The organism is Roseicyclus persicicus (assembly GCF_012395815.1).
Lineage (GTDB): Bacteria > Pseudomonadota > Alphaproteobacteria > Rhodobacterales > Rhodobacteraceae > Roseicyclus > Roseicyclus persicicus.
Map to the genome: position 1 here is coordinate 209378 of NZ_JAAZQQ010000006.1, position 17787 is coordinate 227164.

Below are 17787 nucleotides of genomic sequence, written 5' to 3' on the forward strand. Positions count from 1 at the left end.
CCTCAGGCCGCCTCGGCGGCGGCGAAAAAGGCCTGGTAGGGCGGCAACGTCACCTGCCGCCCGCTGTCGTCGTCGATCGCCGTGAAGGGCGCGCCCTTGTCCTGCCGCCAGCCGCCCTCGGGCAGCGTGACGGGCTGCGCCATGTTGGTCAGGTTGAAGGCGCAGAACAGGCGCTGGCCGTCATGGGCGCGCACGAAGCTGACCACGCCGTCCTCGGCGCGCAGGTCCTGCAGGCTGCCCTTGACCAGCGGCGCCCAGGCCTGCCGGAACCGCACCATGCGGCGGTAGAAATGCAGCGTGCTGTCCTCGTCCGACAGCTGGTTGCCGACCGCGCGGGTCAGGTGCTCGACCGCCATGGGCAGCCAGGGCTTGGTGTCGGAAAAGCCGCCGTTCTGGTTGTCCGAGATCCACGGGATCGGCGTGCGGCAGCCGTCGCGGCCCTTGAACTTGGGCCAGAATCGGATGCCGTAGGGGTCCTGCAGATCCTCGTAGGAGACATAGGCTTCGGTCAGGCCCAGCTCCTCGCCCTGGTAGAGACACACGCTGCCCCGGAGCGACAGCAGAAGCGCGGCGTAGAGGCGGCGCGCCTCCTCGCCCAGATTCCAGCGGCTGGCGTGGCGGACCACGTCGTGGTTGGAAAACGCCCAGCAGGCCCAGCCGTCGCCGATCTGGTCCTCGTAGGTGGCCAGCACCTCGGCCACGCGCTCGGGCGTGGGGGCGGTGCCGGACAGGAACTCGAAGGAATAGCACATGTGCACCTTGTCCCCGCCCGAGGTGTACTCGGCCTGGATCTCCATGCCGCGCTGCGCGTCGCCCACCTCGCCCACCGCCGTTGCGGCCGGGTATTCATCCAGCAGCGCGCGGAACCGGCGCAGGAAATCGAGGTTCTCGGGCTGGTTCTTGTCGTAGAGGTGCTCCTGCCAGTTGTAGGGGTTCACCTCGGGCGCGATGGTGGCGTTGCGGCGCTCGGGCGCGAGCGCAGGGTTGTCGCGCAACTCCTTGTCGTGGAAATAGAAGTTGATGGTGTCGAGGCGGAACCCGTCGACGCCCCGGTCGAGCCAGAAGCGCGCGACCGACAGAAGCTCGTCCTGCACCTCCGCGTTGTGCAGGTTCAGGTCCGGCTGCTCCTTGAGGAAATTGTGCAGGTAATACTGCATCCGGTCGCCCGACCATTCCCAGGCCGAGCCGCCGAAGATCGACAGCCAGTTGTTCGGCGGCGTTCCGTCGGGCTTGGCGTCGGCCCAGACGTACCAGTCGGCCTTGGGATTGTCGCGGCTGGTCTGGCTTTCGTGGAACCAGGGGTGCTGGTTCGAGGTGTGGCTGAGCACCAGGTCGATCAGAACCCGCAGCCCCAGCTCGTGCGCGCGGGAAATCAGCGCGTCGAAATCGCCGAGGCTGCCGAACATCGGGTCGACGTCGCGGTAGTCGCTGACGTCGTAGCCGAAATCCAGCATGGGCGAGCGGAAAAACGGGCTGATCCAGATCGCGTCCACGCCCAGTTCCGCCACATGCGGCAGGCGGTGGATGATGCCGGCGAGGTCGCCCACGCCGTCATGGTTCGAATCCTGGAAGCTGCGCGGGTAGATCTGGTAGATCACCGCCCCCCGCCACCAGTCACGGTCGGCGGCGAGGATGTCGTCGCGCTTGAGGTCCTGCATCAGGTTCATGGATGCGGGTCTTTCCTTGTCATTTCACCGATCCGGCCAGGAGGCCGCGGACCAGGTAGCGTTGCATGGCGAAGAACACGACCAGCGGCACCGCGATGGACACGAAGGCCGAGGTCGCAAGGATTTCCCAGTCGCCGCCGCGGGTGCCCAGCAGTTCGACGATCTGGCGGGTCATCACGGTGGTCTCGCCCGAGCTGTCGATCAGGAACACCATGGCGACCAGCAGGTCGTTCCAGGTCCAGAGGAACTGGAAGATGGCGAAGCTGGCCAGCGCGGGGAAGCTGAGGGGAAGGATGATCTTGACGAAGATCTGGAAGTCGGTCGCCCCGTCCACCTTGGCGCATTCGATGATCTCGCGCGGCAGGCCGACCATGTAGTTGCGCAACAGGTAGATCGCGAGCGGCAGGCCGAAGCCCGTGTGGGCAAGCCAGACGCCGAGATACCCCTTCCCGATGCCGATGTCGTTGTGCAGCGTCAGGAGCGGGATCAGCGCCAGCTGCAACGGCACCACGAGGAGCGCCACCACCCCCGCGACCAGCAGCGCCCGGCCGGGAAACTCCATCCAGGCCAGCGCGTAGGCCGCGAAGGCCGCGATCAGGATCGGGATGATGGTGGCCGGGATCGTCACCGTGAGGGTGTTGAAGAAGGCCTTGGCCATCCCCTCGCGGTTGCCGGGGTCGAACAGCACCGTCTGGTAGTTGTCGAAGGTGAATTCCGGCGGGCTTTCGGCGGTGACGAAGACGCGCTGGCCGCGGCCGCTCAGCTGGTCGTCGCTGCCGGTCCAGACGTAATCGCCGTTGGCCTCCACCGTCATGGTCTCGCCGTCGCCCAGGTCGGCGGTCTCGCCGGGGGCATAGGCGCCGATGGCGCGGGACGAGGTGCCCCAGGCCTGCACCACGGCGGCCACGTCCCCGTCGGTGTCGGCGCGGCCGGCGACGACGTAGAGGTTGCCCTCGACCACGAATACGCCGTCGCGCTCCACCCGGAACTCGCCCGGGTCGGCGGTGCGGAACACCTCGTTCTGCACCGCGGGAAACAGCGCCGCCCACCAGCCCGAGGACCGGATCTGGTCGGTGGTGCGGAAGGAGGACACCAGCAGGCCCAGCGTGGGGAAGATCCACAGCAGCACCAGCGCCGCGACCGAGATGTGGACGGCCCAGGTCAGGCCCGATTTCTTGCCGGCGATGTTATCCATGAGTCGATGCTCCCATACGGTCGCGGGCCATCACCGCATCTCCTTCCGGGCGTTGTAGACGTTCCAGACGAGGATCGGCGTCACCAGCAGCATGATGATCATGGCGCTGGCCGATCCCACGCCCCAGTCGTTGGCGCGGAACAGCTTGTCGTACATGTAGTTGGCCAGCACCTGCGTCTCCCATTGCCCGTTGGTCATGGCAAAGACGATGTCGAACACCTTGAGCACGACGATGGTGATGGTGGTCCACACCACCACGATGGTGCCCGCGATCTGGGGCACCTTGATCTTGAAGAAGATCTGGAACGGGTTCGCCCCGTCGACGATGGCGGCCTCGATGGTCTCCTCGGGGATGCCGCGCAGCGCGGCGGACAGGATCACCATGGCAAAGCCGGTCTGGATCCAGATCAGCACGACCATCAGGAAGATGTTGTTCCAGAACGGCACCGTCAGCCAGGTGATCGGGCTCTCGCCGCCGAGCTGCAGGTAGATCGCGTTCAGGACGCCGATCTGCGCCACGTCCTCGGGGCGGGCGTCGTAGACCAGCTTGAAGATCACCGCGGCGCCGACGAAGGAAATCGCCATCGGCATGAAGATCAGCGACTTGGCGATGTTGCCCCAGCTGATGCGGTCGGTCAGCTGGGCGGCCAGCAGCCCGAAGGCGGTGGAGGCCGCGGGCACGATCAGCAGCCAGAGGAAGTTGTTGCGCACCGCTTCCCAGAACTTCGGGTCGGCGGCCATGCGGCTGTAGTTGTCCAGCCCCACGAAGGCGCCGCCGGCGCTGCGGTCGGTCAGCGACAGGCGCAGCGTCTCGAACACCGGGTAGGCGAGGTAGAGGCCGAGGGCGAACAGCGCGGGGAACAGGAACAGCCAGGGCCGGATCGCGTTGGCGCGGTTGATGTTGCGCCCGGTGTTCGGCCCGCGCGGCGGAAACAGCACGCGGTCGAGGAACTGGTTCGACAGGTAGAAGTAGGCCACGCAGCCGCCGACGCCGACGACGATGGTGATCAATCCCTGCAATGCCGGATTCATGGCGACCCCTCCCAAGGCGCGCGCGGCGGGGCCCGCGGCCTGCGGCGGCCGCCCTGCCCCACCCGGGGTGGACGGGTCCGGCCGCGCACGGCCGGACCCCTGGTCATGTCACGGGGCGGAAACCCGCCTCAGTTCAGCGCGTCCCAGCTGGCCTGGATCGCGTCGGCCACGGCCTGCGCGTCGGCGCCGCCGACATAATCGACCATCCCGGTCCAGAAGCTGCCGGCGCCCACGCCCGCGGGCATCAGGTCGGAGCCGTCGAAGCGGAAGGTGGTCGCGCCCAGCAGGATCTCGCCCTGGCCGGCCTCGACCGCCGAGGCGTAGGCCTCGAGGTTCACGCCCGAATGCGGCGTGAGGAAGCCGCCCTGCGCCATCATGATCTCATGCGCGAAGGGGGTCTGCAGGAACTGCATGAAGGCCATGGTCGCGTCCGACGGATCGGTGACCGCCATCAGCGTGCCGCCGCCGAGCACCGGGTTGCCGAGATCCTCGCCCTCGAAGGAGGGGAAGTAGAAGAAGTCGGCGTCCTGCCCCACGACCGTGCCATCGGGGAAGAAGGCCGGGATGAACGACGCCTGGCGGTGCATGTAGCAGCCTGGCGGCGAGGCGAAGAGGCCCGAGGGGCTGTCGCGGAAATCGGTGGTGGCGACCGTGCCGGCGCCGCCCATGACGTAGTCGTCGTTGCGGGCGAAGGAGCCGAAGATCTCGATCGCGTTCACGACGCGGGGGTCGTTGAACGGGATCTCGTTGGTCGTCCAGCCGTCGTAGACCTCGGGCGGCTGGGTGCGGAGCATGATGTCCTCGACCCAGTCGGTGGCCGGCCAGCCGGTGGCCGCACCCGAGCCCAGGCCGATGCACCAGGGCGTCTCGCCGTCGGCGGCGATCTGCTCGGTCAGCGCGATCAGCTCCTCCATGGTGGTCGGGATCTCGTAGCCCGCATCCTCGAAGTTCTCGGGGACGTACCAGACCAGCGACTTGAGGTTCACGTTGAAGAAGAAGCCGTAGAACTCGTCCTCGCCGCTCGCGTTGGCATAGGTGCCGAGATCCACCCAGGACGAGCCCGCGGCGTAGTTCTCGGCCACCCAGGCGGCCATGTCGTCACCCAGTGGCGTCAGCTGCCCCTGCCCGGCCAGCACGGCGGCCAGGCCCGGCTGCGGGAACACGGCGATGTTGGGGGCCGAGCCCGCCTCGACGTCGATCACGATCTGCTGCTCGAAGCTGTCCGAGCCGGTGTAGCTGGCCTCGGCGCCGGTCGCGGCCTCGAAGTAGTTCAGCAGGATGTCGAAGCGGTCGGCCTCGGGCGACAGCCAGGGGCCCGAGACCGTCACCGTCTGCCCAGACAGGTCCGGCGCGGACTCGGCGAAGGCGGCATAGCTGTCCCAGTTGAAGGCGCCCTCGCCCTCGGCGAAGGGCATGTGGGCATCGGCCAGCGCGCCGCCCGCGGACAGCGCCAGCGCCGCGGCGCTCGCGTAAAGCGTGTGTTTCATGTGGTCCTCCCAATCACAGCCGGTCGTTGATGCCGGCGGGGTCGTCTGCCCAAGCGACACGGGGCCCCGAGGGGCATTTCCAAAGCGCTTTGGGTTGCGGACACCCTGTGCAAAGCCGCCGAGTCTGTCAATCCACTTAAGAAATGGCGTGGAAATTAAGCGGGTTCCTTCGCAGGTGCAGAAACCAGATGCACTTTTGAACCTTTGACAAGCGCAGACAACCGACGATAGCTTCACCCGGACTCAAACCGCTTTGGCTGTTCTTTTGCCATGAATCTCAAGGAACTGGCCGACTCGCTGAACCTCAGCCCCACAACCGTGAGCCGTGCGCTCAACGGCTATCCCGAGGTGCGCGAGGAGACGCGGGCGCGGGTTCTGGCGGCGGCCAAGGCGGCGAACTACGCGCCCAACAGCCGGGCGCGGCGTCTGGCCACGGGGCGGGCGATGACCATCGGGCATGTCATCCCGCTGACCGGCCGGGCCGAGATGGTGAACCCGATCTTCGCCGATTTCCTGATCGGCGCGGGTGAGGTCTACGCCCGCGAGGGCTATGACCTGCTGCTGTCGATGGTCACCGACGGCGACACCGAGGGCGCGTTCCGGCAACTGGCCGCCAACGGGTCGGTCGACGGGGTGATGGTGCAGGCGCCCGTGGCCGACGACCCGCGCATCGCGCTCCTGAAGGAGCTGGACCTGCCCTTTCTCGTCCACGGCCGCACCGGCGACCCCACCGGCTACAGCTGGCTCGACATCGCCAACATCCGCGCCTTCCGCCGGGCGACCGACTTCCTGCTCGATCTCGGGCACCGGCGCATCGCGCTCCTGAACGGGCAGGAGGCCTTCGACTTCGCGCAGCGCCGGCGCCGCGGCTTCGAGGAGGCGCTGGCCGCCCGCGGCCTCGCCCCCCTGCCGCACCTCATGGCCGACGACGCGATGACCGAAAGCTTCGGCTACCTGACCGCCTCGGCCATGCTGGACGGACCCGAGCCGCCCACGGCCTTCCTCGCCTCGTCGGTCATCATCGCCATCGGCATCCGCCGCGCGGCCAGCGAGCGGGGCCTGCGGCTGGGGCGCGACCTGTCGGTGATCTGCCACGACGACGAACTCAGCTACCTGAACAACGACGTGGGCGGGCCAGCCTTCACCGCCACGCGGTCCTCGATCCGCGCCGCCGGCCGGCGCTGCGCCGAGATCCTGATCGAGCTGATCCGCCACCCCGAGCGCCCGCCGATCCAGGAGCTGTGGGATACCGACCTGACCGTGGGCCAGTCGACCGGCCCCTGCCCGACCCGCTGAGGCCCAGCCACACAAAGGACGCCGCCATGGACTTCACCCGCCGCGATTTCCCCGAGGGGTTCCTCTTCGGGGTCGCCACCTCGTCCTACCAGATCGAGGGCCACCGCTTCGGCGGCGCGGGGCCCACGCACTGGGACAGCTTCGCCGCGACGCCCGGCAACGTGGTGCGCGCCGAGGACGGGGCGACCGCCTGCGACCACTACCACCGCTGGGCCGAGGACCTCGACCTCGTGCGCGACCTCGGCGCCGACGTCTACCGCTTCTCGACCAGCTGGGCCCGCGTGCTGCCCGAGGGCACGGGCCAGCCCAACGCCGAGGGCCTCGATTTCTACGACCGGCTGGTGGACGGGATGCTGGCGCGGGGCGTGAAGCCCGCCGCCACCCTCTACCACTGGGAACTGCCGCAGGCGCTGGCCGACAAGGGCGGCTGGCGCAACGCCGACATGCCCGACTGGTTCGCGGATTACACCGAGGTCATCATGCGACGGATCGGCGACCGCGTCTGGTCGGCCGCCCCGATCAACGAGCCCTGGTGCGTCGGCTGGCTGAGCCATTTCGAGGGCGTTCACGCGCCCGGCCTGCGCGACATCCGCGCCACCGCGCGGGCCATGCACCACGTGCTGGTCAGCCACGGCCGCGCGATCGAGGTGATGCGGTCGTTGGGCATGTCCAACCTCGGCGCGGTCTGCAACTTCGAGTGGGCGACGCCCGCCTCGGACGCGCCCGAGGACGTGGCGGCGGCCACCCGATACGACGCGATCTACAACCGCTTCTTCCTCGGCGGGCTGTTCAAGGGCGCCTATCCGGCCGAGGTGCTGGAGGGGCTCGGCCCCCACCTGCCCACGGGCTGGCAGGACGACTTCGCCACCATCCGCGCGCCGCTCGACTGGCTCGGGGTGAATTATTATACAAGAAAACTCGTCCGCCACGTCGACGGCCCCTGGCCCCACACCGGCGAGGCGCCCACGCGCCTGCCGCTGACGCAGATGGGCTGGGAGATCTACCCCGACGGGCTGCGCGATTTCCTGATCCGCAACGCGCGCGAATATTCCGGCGACCTGCCGATCTTCGTGACCGAGAACGGCATGGCGAACCCCGACACCCACAACACGCCCGACGGGCCGCGCATCGACTACCTGACGTCGCACCTGCGGGCCGTGCAGGAGGCCATCGCCGCCGGCGCGCCGGTCGCGGGCTACTACGTCTGGTCGCTGATGGACAATTACGAGTGGTCGCTCGGCTACGAAAAGCGCTTCGGCCTCGTCCACGTCGATTTCGACAGCTTGGCAAGGACCCCGAAAGCGTCCTATCAGGCGCTCGCGCGCTGGTGGCGCGCGTGACAACCTTGACGCGCAGGGCGCGCGGGACGGCAGGGCAACCGGGGCGGGCATCATGGGCGATCTGACGGGCGAGACGGGCCTCAGCCTGGTGGCCGACATCGGCGGCACCAACACCCGCGTGGCGCTGGCCCGCGGGCCGGTGGTCGACCGCGCCACGGTCACGCGCTATGCCAATGCCGCGCATCCCGACCTGTCGGCGGTGCTGGCGCGCTACCTGTCCGAGACCGGCGTCGAAAGCGGCCAGATCACCGGCGCCTGCGTCGCCGCCGCGGGGCCGGTGCATGACGGGGTGGCCGAGCTTACGAACCTCGACTGGACCATCGACCGCGCCACCCTCGCCCGCGCCCTCAGCGCCGACCGGGTCGCGGTGCTGAACGACCTGCAGGCGCAGGGCCACGCCATCGGCCACATCGACGCCGCCGACCTCGACGCGGTGCTGCCCCAGCCCGAGGTGCCGGCCCATGCCACGCGGCTGGTGATCGGGCTTGGCACCGGCTTCAACGCCTGCCCGGTGTTCGAGACGCCGGGCGGCCGCTTCGTCCCGCCGTCCGAGGCCGGCCACGTCAGCCTGCCCGCGCTGTGCGGCGAGATGGCGGCGCTGACCGACGCCATGGTCCGCGATTTCGGCTTCGCCTCCGTGGAGGAGGTGCTGTCGGGCCGCGGCATCCGCTACCTGCACCGCGTGCTGCACGGGGTCGAGGCGGAACCGTCCGAGATCATGGCCGCCATCGCCGCGGGCGATGCGGCCGCCGAGGCGACCTGCGCCGCCTTCGTGCGCGTCACGGGCACGGTCGTGGGCGACCTCGCGCTGTCGCATCTGCCCTTTGGCGGCATCTACCTGATCGGCGGCGTCACCCGGGCCTTCGCCCCCTATTTCGACCGCTTCGGCTTTGCCGAGGCGCTGCGGTCCAAGGGCCGCTTCACCGAGTTCATGGGCCAGTTCGGCGTCTTCGTGGTGCGCGACGACTACGCCGCGCTGACCGGCTGCGCCTCGCACCTGTCCAAGCTATAGGCCGTAAAGCGCCCCGAACTTGGCCTCGAGGTAATCGAGCAGCGGCGCCTCGCTGACGGCCGCGCCGGTCGCGTGTTCGATGGTCGCCCGCGGCTCGCGCAGCGCGCCATGGGTCTGCACCCGCTCCCGCAGCCAGCCAAGCGCCGGCGCAAGGTTCCCCTCCGCCAGCCGGTCGTCGAGGTCCGGCATCGCGTCCCGCAGCGCGGCGTGCAGGCAGCCCGCGTAGACATTGCCAAGGCTGTAGGTCGGGAAATACCCGAACAGCCCCACCGGCCAGTGCACGTCCTGCAGCACGCCGTTCGACGGCCTGTCCACCGCCACCCCGAAATCGGCGTGGAAGCGGTCGTTCCACGCGGCCTCCAGGTCGGCCAGCGTCAGGTCGCCCCGCATCAGCGCCCGTTCAAGGTCAAACCGCAGCATGATATGCAGGTTGTAATGCACCTCGTCCGCCTCGGTGCGGATGTAGCCCGAGGCCACCCGGTTCACCGCGCGGGCAAAGTCCTCGGGGCCGCCGACCGACAGCTTGCCGAACCGGTCCACCATCCGGCCATGGAGCCACCCGCAGAAGGCCGGCGATCGGCCCAGCTGGTTCTCGTAGATCCGGCTCTGGCTCTCGTGCACGCCCATCGACACGCCCTGCCCCAGCACGCTGAGGCCATACCCCTGCGCCACGTTCTGCTCGTAGCCCGCGTGGCCCACCTCGTGGATCGTGGAGTAGATGCAGCCGAGCGGCTCCGCCTCGTCCACCCGCGTCGTGATCCGCACGTCATTGTGCGAACCCGAGGAAAACGGGTGCACCGCCTCGTCGATCCGGCCACGGGCCAGGTCGTAGCCGAAGGCCACCGCCACCTCCTCGGCCAACGCGCGCTGCTGGTCGCGCGGGAAATGCCCGGTCAGCTGGGGCGCGGGCGGGGCCGCCATCAGCGCCTCGCGCAAGGCCACGATCCGCGGCCGCATCCGGTCGAACAGCGCCGCGATCTCGGCCCCGGTGATGCCGGGCTCGTAGCCGTCGAGGAGCGCGTCATAGGCGTCCCCGCCGTCGGCGAGCGCCGCCGCCTCCTCGCGCCTGAGGTCGATCACCTGCCCCAGCACCGGCAGGAACCCCTGCAGATCCTGCGCCTTCCGCGCCGCCGCCCATTTCCCCTGCGCAACCGAGGTCACCCGCGCGATCTCGGCCGCGAGCCGCGCCGGCACCTTGCGCGTCCGGTCGTAGCTCCGCCGGATCAGCCTCAGCTGCGCGGCCTCCTCCTCGGTGGCAGCCTCCGCTGCCGCCAGCCAGTCGCCGATCCGCGGATCGGTGCGCCGCGCGTGCAGCACCCCCTCCAGCGCCGCCATCTCCTCGCCGCGCTGCTCGGCCGCGCCGCGGGGCATCATCGTTTCCTGGTCCCAGCCCAGCCGGCCCATGACCTGCGACAGCGCTTCCGTCTCGCGCTGGAACGCCAGCAGCTCCTGCACCGCGCTCATGCCTTGGCCCCCTTCACACTCTGCGGCAACGGGTACATCGACAGGAACCGTGCGCGCAGCACCAGCACCAGCACCGCCACCGCGCCCAGCTGGTGCCAGATCGCGATGTACCAGGGCGAGGAATGCATCACCGTCACGATCCCCAGCACCACCTGCCCGAAGACCATCACCGCCACCCAGTCGAAGGCCCGCTTCGTCGCCACCCGCGCCGTCCGGCGCGAGGCGACCCACGCCCCGATGGCCAGAAGGAACACCAGGTAGCCCACCATCCGGTGGATGAACTGCACCGTGCCGTCATTCTCGAACAGGTTGCGCCAGCCGGGCTCCAGCACCCAGAAATTGGGCGGCAGGAAGCCCCCCGCCATCAGCGGCCAGTCGATGTAGTTGCGGCCCGCGTCGATGCCGGCGACCAGCGCGCCGATCACGATCTGCAGGAAGGACAGGTGCAACAGGCCCGTGGCCATCCCCTTCAGCTTGCGGTCCCCGTCGCGGCGGGCCTGCATCAGCTGCGCCTCCTCGCGGCCGAGCTTGAAGATGTACCAGGCGATCAGCCCCAGGATCAGGAAGGCAAGGCCCAGGTGCGTCGCCAGCCGGTAGGACGCCACGTCCAGCATCCCCTCCTGCAGCCCCGAATGCACCATCCACCAGCCGATGGCGCCTTGCGCCCCGCCCAGCACGCCCAAGAGGAACAGCCGCCCGGTCCAGCCCGGCGGGATGTTCCTCGTCGCCAGCAGCCCGAAGAACCCGATCGCCCAGACCAGCCCGATCACCCGGCCCAGCTGTCGGTGCCCCCATTCCCACCAGTAGATCACCTTGAACTCGTCCAGGCTCATGCCCCGGTTCTGCAGCTGGTATTCCGGGATCTGGCGGTAGGCGTCGAACTCGCGCGCCCAGTCCTCGGCACTCAGCGGCGGGATCGCGCCCGACAAGGGCGCCCATTCCGTGATCGACAGCCCCGAATCCGTCAGCCGCGTCAGCCCGCCCACGGCGACCATCGTCACCACCAGCGCGAACAGCACCATCAGCCAGCCCCGCACGCGCGCCCGCGCCCGCCCCCGGTCCCGCGTCACGCCGCCCGGCGTCGCCGCCGGCCGCTGCGTCTCGCCGACCTCTTCGAAGATGCTGCGCTTCTGTGCCATGGGCTGCTCCCCGTCTCTCGTCCGCGCCCAGACCTATCCCGCCACCCCCACCCCTTCAAGCGACCGCGGCATCCTGCCCATCCGCGCGCGACGCCCCCTCATCTTTGCTTGGCAAATACTCCGGGGGTCCGGGGGCTGGCCCCCGGGCGCTCTCCGCCAATCCCTCCGCCTGCGCCATCACGCTGCAAGATACGGGGGGTCCGGGGGCAAAGCCCCCGGCGGGTCGCCCGCGCAGCGGGCGAAACACGCCGAAGCTTCAGCGCCCGCGCCGCTTCCCCTCGGCCCAGCGGACCATCTGGCGCAGCATCCCGTGAAAGGTCTGCACGTCCGCCTCGGTCAGGGGCAGCCGGCTCCAGACCTGCCGCAGGTTCCGCCGCATCCGCTCGGCCTTGTCTTCGGGAAAGAAGAACCCGGCCTCCTCCAGCCGCGCCTCGGCATGGTCGGCCAGCGCCGTCACCTCGGCGTGGGTGGCCAGCCGCGTGCGCGCCATCTCCAGCACCTCGGGCGGCGTGGCGTCCTCGGCCCGGCGGAACTCGTAGGCGCAGAGCAGCACGCATTGCGCCAGGTTGATCGACGGGAACTCCGGGTTCACCGGCACCGTGATGATCGCGTTCGCCCGCGCGATGTCCTCGTTCTCCAGCCCCGACCGCTCGGGCCCGAACAGCACGCCCACGCGCCCCCCCTCGGCCAGCATGGCGCGGGCTTGTTGCATCGCGCGCTCGGGCGTGACCACCGGCAGGGTGATCCCCCGCGGCCGCGCCGTGGTGGCGAAGACATAGGTGCAGTCGGCCACCGCCGCGGACACGTCGTCGAACATCCCCGCGTGGTCCAGAAGCCGCCCGGCCCCCGAGGCCAGCGCCACCGCGCGCTCGTTCGGCCAGCCGTCGCGGGGCGCGACGACCCGCATCCGGTCGAGGCCGAAGTTCCACATCCCCCGCGCGGCCGCGCCGATGTTCTCGCCCATCTGCGGGCGGACGAGGATGAAGTTCGGCTGGCGGGTCTCGGGCGTATCTGTCATGGCCGCGGCGATAGCGCAGGCCCGGCGCGGCGGCAAGCGCCCCCCCGCCCGCGCCCGCCCCGGCAAGCGCCCCCCAGCCCGCGCCCGCCCAGGCAAGCGCCCCATTGCCCCGCCCGCCCCCGGCCGCTATCAGGCGCGCCAAGCCCGAGGAAGCCCCGCCCATGTCCGACACCGACCAGCCGAACCTCTACCTCGTCACCCCCGCCGCCTTCGATCTCGACGCCTTCCTGCCGCGCCTCGCGGCCGTGATCGACGCCGAGCCCGTCGCCTGCCTGCGCCTCGCGCTGGTGGCCGACGACGAGGACGACCTTGCCCGCGCCGCCGACGCGCTGCGCGAGGTGGCCCATGCCCGCGACGTGCCGCTGGTCGTGACCGGCCATGCCGGGCTGGTGGAGCGCCTCGGCCTCGACGGCGTGCACCTGACCGACGGCGCCCGCAGCGTGCGGGCGACGCGCAAGGCGCTCGGGGCAGACGCCATCGTCGGCGCCTTCTGCGGCGCCTCGCGCCACGACGGCATGAACGCGGGCGAGGCGGGCGCGGATTACATCGCCTTCGGGCCCATCGGCGACAGCCCGCTGGCGCAGGGCCCACGGGCCGAGCACGACCTCTTCGCCTGGTGGTCGCAGATGATCGAGCTGCCCGTGGTGGCCGAGGGCGCGCTCGACACCGCGCTGATCGAAGCCTTCGCCCCGGTGACCGATTTCTTCGCGATCGGCCCGGAAATCTGGCGCGAGGACGACGCGGTGGCCGCGCTCCGTCGCCTGATCGCGCCCATCCGCTAGGACAGCCCGGCCCGGGCCCCTATCTCTGGTCCCGTGCAGACGGCGCAAGGAGACCGGCCCATGCCCAGCCCGAAACCGATCACGCTCGCGCTGCAGGGCGGCGGCGCGCACGGCGCCTTCACCTGGGGCGTGCTCGACCGGCTGCTGGAAACCGACGAGCTGGAGATCGCGGGCCTGTCCGGCACCTCGGCCGGCGCGCTGAACGGCGCGGCGCTCAAGGCGGGCCTCGTCACCGGCGGGCGCAGCGCCGCGCGCGACAACCTCGCCTGGGTCTGGGAACAGGTCGGCGCGATCACCGACGACCGCCTCGCGCCCTGGCTCGCGGCCGTGTCCCCCATGGCCGTCAGCGCCGCGATCGAGGCGTCCTGGCCCTTCGCGGTCGGCGACGGGCTGTCACGGGTGGTCAGCCCCTACGCCTCGGGGCCCTTCTACAGCAATCCGCTGGAGCGCGTGGTTCGCAAGCTGCGCTACGACGCCGTCTGCGGGCAGCCCGGCCCCGCCTTCTCGATCTGCGCGACCAACGTGCGCACCGGCAAGATCCGCGTCTTTTCCGGCCCCGAGATCACGCCCGACGCGATCCTCGCCTCGGCCTGCCTGCCGACCCTGTTCCGCGCGGTCGAGATCGAGGACCCTGAACCCGGCCGCGTCGAGGCCTACTGGGATGGCGGCTACACCGGCAACCCGGCCCTGTTCCCGCTCTTCGCGCCCGAACTGCCGTCCGACATCGTGGTGGTGAACATCAACCCGCTCCTGCGCGAGGAGCTGCCGACCTCGGCGCGCGCGATCCAGAACCGGATCAACGAGATCAGCTTCAACTCCTCGCTCCTGCGCGAGCTGCGCGCCATCGACTTCGTGCAGCGCCTCTTGTCCGAGGGCCGCATCGGCGAGGGCCAGATGAAGCGGATCCACGTGCACATGATCGCCGACGACGCGCTGATGCGGCAGCTGTCGGTGGCGACCAAGATCGTGCCGGTGCCCGCCGTGCTGCACCAGCTGTTCGAAGCCGGCCGCGCGGCGGCGGACGGGTTCCTCGACGCCCATCTCGGGCAGGTGGGCGTCGGCAGCAGCGTCGATCTCAGGGCGATGTTCGGCTAGCGGCCGGACCGCTCACTCCTCGGTGTCGACGTAGCCGAAGCTCATCACCGGCGTGCCCTGCACGAGGTCGTAGCCGAGGCCGAACACGCTGTGATCCATCAGGTAGCCGGCGAACACGTCGATGCCGACGGTGTTGCTCTGCGGGAAATAGGTCACGCCGGCGCCCAGCGTGCTCTCGTCGCGCCGGTTGTTCTCGAGGAGCCGGAGCGACACGCCCAGCTCGGTGCCGCGGTTGGCGCCGAAGGTGACGGTGCCGCCGAGCATCACGTTGACATCGGCTGCGGCGGGGGTGGCGACGGCCGCGAGGGCGCCGACGGCGAGGACGGGGATGTATTTCATGGACCTGCTCGTTCTTGTGATGATTTTGGCCGTGATTGTAGCAGGATCGCGGCAGGACACAACCGGTTGCGTGCTCACCCAGAGCCCGCCCCCCCCTCAGCCCAGCGAGGTCACCCACAGGATCGTCGCGTCATCCTCGGAGAGCGAGATCACGTTGTGCCCCATCGAGGCGTCGTAATAGGCGCTGTCGCCGCGGCGCAGGTCGACGGGGGCGTAGAATTCGGTCATCAGACGCACCACCCCGGTCAGGACGTAGAGGAACTCCTCCCCGTCGTGGCGCACCCAGCCGTCGAATTCCTCGAAGCTGCGGGCGCGGATGCGGGCGCGGTAGGGCAGCATCGCCTTGCGGGTCAGGGCGCCGGCCAGCAACTCGTGCTCGTAGGTGGCGGTCGGGTGCGCCTGCCCCTCGCCGCCGCGCGTCACCGCCATGCGGCCGTTGACCTGCGCCTGCGAGGGCGGCGTGAACAGCTGCGGCACCGTGATGCCCAGCCCCTGCGCCAGCTTCTTGAGCGCCTCGTAGGTGGGCGACATCTGCCCGTTCTCGATCTTGGACAGGGTCGACCGCGCCAGCCCCGCGTGGCTCGCCGCCTGCTCCAGCGTCCAGTCCCGCGCGCGGCGCAGCTCGCGCACCCGCAGCCCCAGGTCCACGGGCTGCGGCGGGGCGCTGTCGCCGCTTTCGCGGGCAAGGCGGATCAGGCTCGGCTCGTCCTTCATGGCTCGGCGATGTAGCAAGCGCCCCCGTGCCTTGCAACCTGCGCGGGCGCCGCTTAAGCGAAGGGGATGGAGCCCTGCCCCACCCCCTTCAACCTCGCCGACACCGTGCTGGCGGCGGGCCGCGCCACGCCCGACAAGATCGCGCTGGCCGTGCTCGGCCCGGCGCGCGCCGAACGCTGGAGCTTCGCCCGGCTCGAGGCGGCGGTGCGCGGGCTGGCGGGCGGGCTCCTGGCGCGCGGGCTCCGGCCCGGCGACCGGGTGCTCCTGCGGATCGGCAACACGCCGGCCTTTCCGGTGGCCTTCCTCGGCTGCGTGACGGCGGGGCTAATCCCGGTCCCGACCGCCGAGGGGCTGACCGTGCCCGAGCTCGACCGGATCACGCCGCTGGTCGCGCCCGCCGCGATCCTCGCCGCCCCGGGCGTCACCCTGCCCTCCGCCCCGCCCTGCCCGGTCATGACCGACCTCGACGCGCTGATGGATCACGCGCCGGCCGACTACGCGATGGGCGACCCCGACCGGCTGGCCTACCTCGTGTTCACCTCCGGCTCCTCGGGCGCGCCCAAGCCCGTGGCCCACGCCCACCGCGCGGTCTGGGCGCGGCGGATGATGTGGGACGGCTGGTACGGCCTCCGGCCCGCCGACCGGGTGCTGCACGCGGGGGCCTTCAACTGGACCTTCACGCTGGGCACCGGGCTGCTCGACCCCTGGGCGATCGGCGCGACCGCCCTGATCCCCGCCCCGGGCACCGCGCCCGAGGCGCTGGGGCTCCTGCTCCGGCGCCACGACGCGACCCTGTTCGCCGCCGCGCCCGGCGTGTTCCGCAAGTTGCTGCACGGCGACACCCCCCTCGCCCTGCCGAAACTCCGCCACGCGCTGGCCGCGGGCGAGAAACTGCCCGAGAGCCTCCGCGCCCGCTGGCAGGACGCGACCGGCACCGCGATCCACGAGGCGCTCGGGATGTCGGAATGCTCCACCTTCGTCTCGGGCAGCCCCGGCCGCCCCGCGCCCGCGGGCACGCTCGGCTACCCCCAGCCCGGCCGCCGCGTGGCGATCCTGGCCGAGGACGGCACGCCGGTGGCGCAGGGCGAGACCGGCATCCTCGCCATCCACCGCGGCGACCCGGGCCTGATGCTGGGCTACCTGACGGACGGCGCCCCGGCGCTGCCCCTCACCGGCGACTGGTTCCTGACCGGCGACCTGGTGTCCGCCGACCCCGACGGCGCGCTGCGCTACCACGGCCGGCGCGACGACCTGCTGACCACCGGCGGCTTCCGCGTCTCGCCACTCGAGATCGAGGCCGCGCTCCAGTCCGCCCCGGGCCTAGCCGACTGCGCGGCCTGCGCCGTCGCGGTCAAGGCACACACGGAGGTCATCGCGCTGGCCTTCACCGGCCCGGCCGACCCCGCCGCGCTCGCGGCGCTGGCCGAGGCCCGCCTCGCCCGCTACAAGCAGCCCCGCCTCTACATCCCGCTGCCCGCCCTGCCCCGCTCGCCCAACGGCAAGCTCGACCGCCGGGCGCTGGCCCGCCTCCTGAAGGACCGGACATGATCAAGCTCGACATCCTCTCCGACCCGATCTGCCCCTGGTGCTACATCGGCTGGACCAACCTCGCCCGCGCGCTCGAGGCCCGGCCCGAGCACCCGCTGGCGATCGAGTGGCACCCGTTCCAGCTCAACCCCGACATGCCCCCCGGCGGCATTGACCGCCGCGCCTACCTCGAGGCCAAGTTCGGCGGGCAGGAGGGCGCGGTGCGCGCCTACCTCCCCGTGGCACAGCACGCCGAGGCGGCGGGTCTCACCCTCCACCTCGACCGGATCCCGCGCACGCCCAACACGCTGGACGCCCACCGCCTGATCCACTGGGCCGGGATCGAGGGGCGCCAGACCCCCGTCGCCCTCGCGCTGTTCAAGGCCTATTTCGTCGACGGGCAGGACATCGGCGACCCCGCCACGCTGGCCGACATCGCCGCCGGCGCGGGCCTCGACCGCGCGATGATCGAGACGCTGCTGGCGGGCGACGCCGACGCCGCCGACATCGCCGCCCGCGACGCCCACGCCCGCCGCCGCGGCGTCACCGGCGTTCCGACCTTCGTGCTCGCCAACCAGCACGTGCTCAGCGGCGCCCAGCCCACGCAGCTGTGGCTCGACGTCATCGACGAGATCGCGGGCCAGCTGGCCGACCAGTCGTGACCCCTTCATCTTTCCCCA

The 17787-nt window shown here is 70.7% G+C and carries 16 protein-coding genes; 7 read left to right on the forward strand and 9 right to left on the reverse strand.

What is annotated here, in order from left to right; all coding sequences use genetic code 11:
- Window positions 1-2 precede the first annotated feature (2 nt).
- From HCU73_RS16390 to HCU73_RS16405, 4 genes are all read right to left on the reverse strand, one after another.
- Entirely contained in the window at window positions 3-1667 is a 1665-nt protein-coding gene (locus tag HCU73_RS16390) for an alpha-glucosidase family protein (RefSeq protein ID WP_168624557.1), read from the reverse strand.
- A 19-nt stretch (window positions 1668-1686) separates the two neighbouring features.
- Window positions 1687-2862 (reverse strand): carbohydrate ABC transporter permease, encoded by a 1176-nt coding sequence (locus HCU73_RS16395; protein ID WP_168624558.1) that lies wholly within the window; start codon window positions 2860-2862, stop codon window positions 1687-1689.
- A gap of 30 nt (window positions 2863-2892) precedes the next feature.
- Window positions 2893-3894, reverse strand: coding sequence for a carbohydrate ABC transporter permease (locus HCU73_RS16400; protein ID WP_168624559.1), 1002 nt, complete (start codon window positions 3892-3894; stop codon window positions 2893-2895).
- 128 nt (window positions 3895-4022) lie between these two features.
- Window positions 4023-5381: an ABC transporter substrate-binding protein gene (locus tag HCU73_RS16405; protein WP_168624560.1), complete on the reverse strand. Its 1359-nt coding sequence runs from the start codon at window positions 5379-5381 to the stop codon at window positions 4023-4025.
- A gap of 270 nt (window positions 5382-5651) precedes the next feature.
- Here HCU73_RS16405 and HCU73_RS16410 point away from each other — a divergent pair, with 270 nt between their 5' ends.
- The 3 genes from HCU73_RS16410 to HCU73_RS16420 are packed head-to-tail and all read left to right on the forward strand — an operon-like array spanning window position 5652 to window position 9029.
- Window positions 5652-6677, forward strand: coding sequence for a substrate-binding domain-containing protein (locus HCU73_RS16410; RefSeq protein WP_168624561.1), 1026 nt, complete (start codon window positions 5652-5654; stop codon window positions 6675-6677).
- A 26-nt stretch (window positions 6678-6703) separates the two neighbouring features.
- Window positions 6704-8017, forward strand: a complete 1314-nt coding sequence (locus HCU73_RS16415) for a GH1 family beta-glucosidase (RefSeq protein ID WP_168624562.1) — start codon at window positions 6704-6706, stop codon at window positions 8015-8017.
- Between the two features lie 52 nt (window positions 8018-8069).
- The gene (locus HCU73_RS16420) at window positions 8070-9029 is read left to right on the forward strand and encodes a glucokinase (protein ID WP_168624563.1); all 960 of its coding nucleotides are present in this window, start codon (window positions 8070-8072) and stop codon (window positions 9027-9029) included.
- Here HCU73_RS16420 and HCU73_RS16425 read toward each other — a convergent pair.
- The 3 genes from HCU73_RS16425 to HCU73_RS16435 form a co-directional block, all read right to left on the reverse strand.
- On the reverse strand, window positions 9024-10493 hold the full coding sequence (locus tag HCU73_RS16425) for a carboxypeptidase M32 (RefSeq protein ID WP_168624564.1): 1470 nt from the start codon (window positions 10491-10493) through the stop codon (window positions 9024-9026). The genes HCU73_RS16420 and HCU73_RS16425 overlap by 6 nt on opposite strands.
- Window positions 10490-11632: a heme A synthase gene (gene ctaA / locus HCU73_RS16430; protein WP_168624565.1), complete on the reverse strand. Its 1143-nt coding sequence runs from the start codon at window positions 11630-11632 to the stop codon at window positions 10490-10492. Before ctaA ends, HCU73_RS16425 begins: the two co-directional genes overlap by 4 nt.
- A gap of 256 nt (window positions 11633-11888) precedes the next feature.
- On the reverse strand, window positions 11889-12650 hold the full coding sequence (locus HCU73_RS16435; RefSeq protein WP_168624566.1) for an RNA methyltransferase: 762 nt from the start codon (window positions 12648-12650) through the stop codon (window positions 11889-11891).
- 161 nt (window positions 12651-12811) lie between these two features.
- Here HCU73_RS16435 and HCU73_RS16440 point away from each other — a divergent pair, with 161 nt between their 5' ends.
- Both HCU73_RS16440 and HCU73_RS16445 read left to right on the forward strand, forming a co-directional pair.
- Window positions 12812-13432 carry a thiamine phosphate synthase gene (locus HCU73_RS16440; RefSeq protein WP_168624567.1) on the forward strand — a complete coding sequence of 207 codons (621 nt, stop codon included), beginning with the start codon at window positions 12812-12814 and terminating at the stop codon, window positions 13430-13432.
- Window positions 13433-13492: 60 nt separating this feature from the next.
- A complete protein-coding gene (locus tag HCU73_RS16445) occupies window positions 13493-14527 on the forward strand; it encodes a patatin-like phospholipase family protein (protein ID WP_168624568.1) in 1035 nt (344 codons plus the stop codon).
- 12 nt (window positions 14528-14539) lie between these two features.
- Here the strand turns inward: HCU73_RS16445 and HCU73_RS16450 are convergent, their stop codons facing one another.
- Both HCU73_RS16450 and HCU73_RS16455 read right to left on the reverse strand, forming a co-directional pair.
- Entirely contained in the window at window positions 14540-14866 is a 327-nt protein-coding gene (locus HCU73_RS16450) for a hypothetical protein (protein WP_168624569.1), read from the reverse strand.
- A 96-nt stretch (window positions 14867-14962) separates the two neighbouring features.
- Window positions 14963-15580, reverse strand: a complete 618-nt coding sequence (locus HCU73_RS16455; RefSeq protein ID WP_168624570.1) for a helix-turn-helix domain-containing protein — start codon at window positions 15578-15580, stop codon at window positions 14963-14965.
- A 66-nt stretch (window positions 15581-15646) separates the two neighbouring features.
- Here HCU73_RS16455 and HCU73_RS16460 point away from each other — a divergent pair, with 66 nt between their 5' ends.
- Both HCU73_RS16460 and HCU73_RS16465 read left to right on the forward strand, forming a co-directional pair.
- Window positions 15647-17128 carry a class I adenylate-forming enzyme family protein gene (locus tag HCU73_RS16460; protein WP_168624571.1) on the forward strand — a complete coding sequence of 494 codons (1482 nt, stop codon included), beginning with the start codon at window positions 15647-15649 and terminating at the stop codon, window positions 17126-17128.
- Window positions 17125-17769: a DsbA family oxidoreductase gene (locus tag HCU73_RS16465; protein ID WP_168624572.1), complete on the forward strand. Its 645-nt coding sequence runs from the start codon at window positions 17125-17127 to the stop codon at window positions 17767-17769. The genes HCU73_RS16460 and HCU73_RS16465 overlap by 4 nt, the downstream gene beginning before the upstream one ends.
- Window positions 17770-17787 lie beyond the last annotated feature (18 nt).

Excerpts from the sequence above, each read along its gene's own strand:
- HCU73_RS16390 (WP_168624557.1), bottom strand. The coding sequence starts at position 1,667 with ATGAACCTGATGCAGGACCTCAAGCGCGACGACATCCTCGCCGCCGAC.
- HCU73_RS16395 (WP_168624558.1), bottom strand. The coding sequence starts at position 2,862 with ATGGATAACATCGCCGGCAAGAAATCGGGCCTGACCTGGGCCGTCCAC.
- HCU73_RS16400 (WP_168624559.1), bottom strand. The coding sequence starts at position 3,894 with ATGAATCCGGCATTGCAGGGATTGATCACCATCGTCGTCGGCGTCGGC.
- HCU73_RS16405 (WP_168624560.1), bottom strand. The coding sequence starts at position 5,381 with ATGAAACACACGCTTTACGCGAGCGCCGCGGCGCTGGCGCTGTCCGCG.
- HCU73_RS16410 (WP_168624561.1), top strand. The coding sequence starts at position 5,652 with ATGAATCTCAAGGAACTGGCCGACTCGCTGAACCTCAGCCCCACAACC.
- HCU73_RS16415 (WP_168624562.1), top strand. The coding sequence starts at position 6,704 with ATGGACTTCACCCGCCGCGATTTCCCCGAGGGGTTCCTCTTCGGGGTC.
- HCU73_RS16420 (WP_168624563.1), top strand. The coding sequence starts at position 8,070 with ATGGGCGATCTGACGGGCGAGACGGGCCTCAGCCTGGTGGCCGACATC.
- HCU73_RS16425 (WP_168624564.1), bottom strand. The coding sequence starts at position 10,493 with ATGAGCGCGGTGCAGGAGCTGCTGGCGTTCCAGCGCGAGACGGAAGCG.
- ctaA (WP_168624565.1), bottom strand. The coding sequence starts at position 11,632 with ATGGCACAGAAGCGCAGCATCTTCGAAGAGGTCGGCGAGACGCAGCGG.
- HCU73_RS16435 (WP_168624566.1), bottom strand. The coding sequence starts at position 12,650 with ATGACAGATACGCCCGAGACCCGCCAGCCGAACTTCATCCTCGTCCGC.
- HCU73_RS16440 (WP_168624567.1), top strand. The coding sequence starts at position 12,812 with ATGTCCGACACCGACCAGCCGAACCTCTACCTCGTCACCCCCGCCGCC.
- HCU73_RS16445 (WP_168624568.1), top strand. The coding sequence starts at position 13,493 with ATGCCCAGCCCGAAACCGATCACGCTCGCGCTGCAGGGCGGCGGCGCG.
- HCU73_RS16450 (WP_168624569.1), bottom strand. The coding sequence starts at position 14,866 with ATGAAATACATCCCCGTCCTCGCCGTCGGCGCCCTCGCGGCCGTCGCC.
- HCU73_RS16455 (WP_168624570.1), bottom strand. The coding sequence starts at position 15,580 with ATGAAGGACGAGCCGAGCCTGATCCGCCTTGCCCGCGAAAGCGGCGAC.
- HCU73_RS16460 (WP_168624571.1), top strand. The coding sequence starts at position 15,647 with ATGGAGCCCTGCCCCACCCCCTTCAACCTCGCCGACACCGTGCTGGCG.
- HCU73_RS16465 (WP_168624572.1), top strand. The coding sequence starts at position 17,125 with ATGATCAAGCTCGACATCCTCTCCGACCCGATCTGCCCCTGGTGCTAC.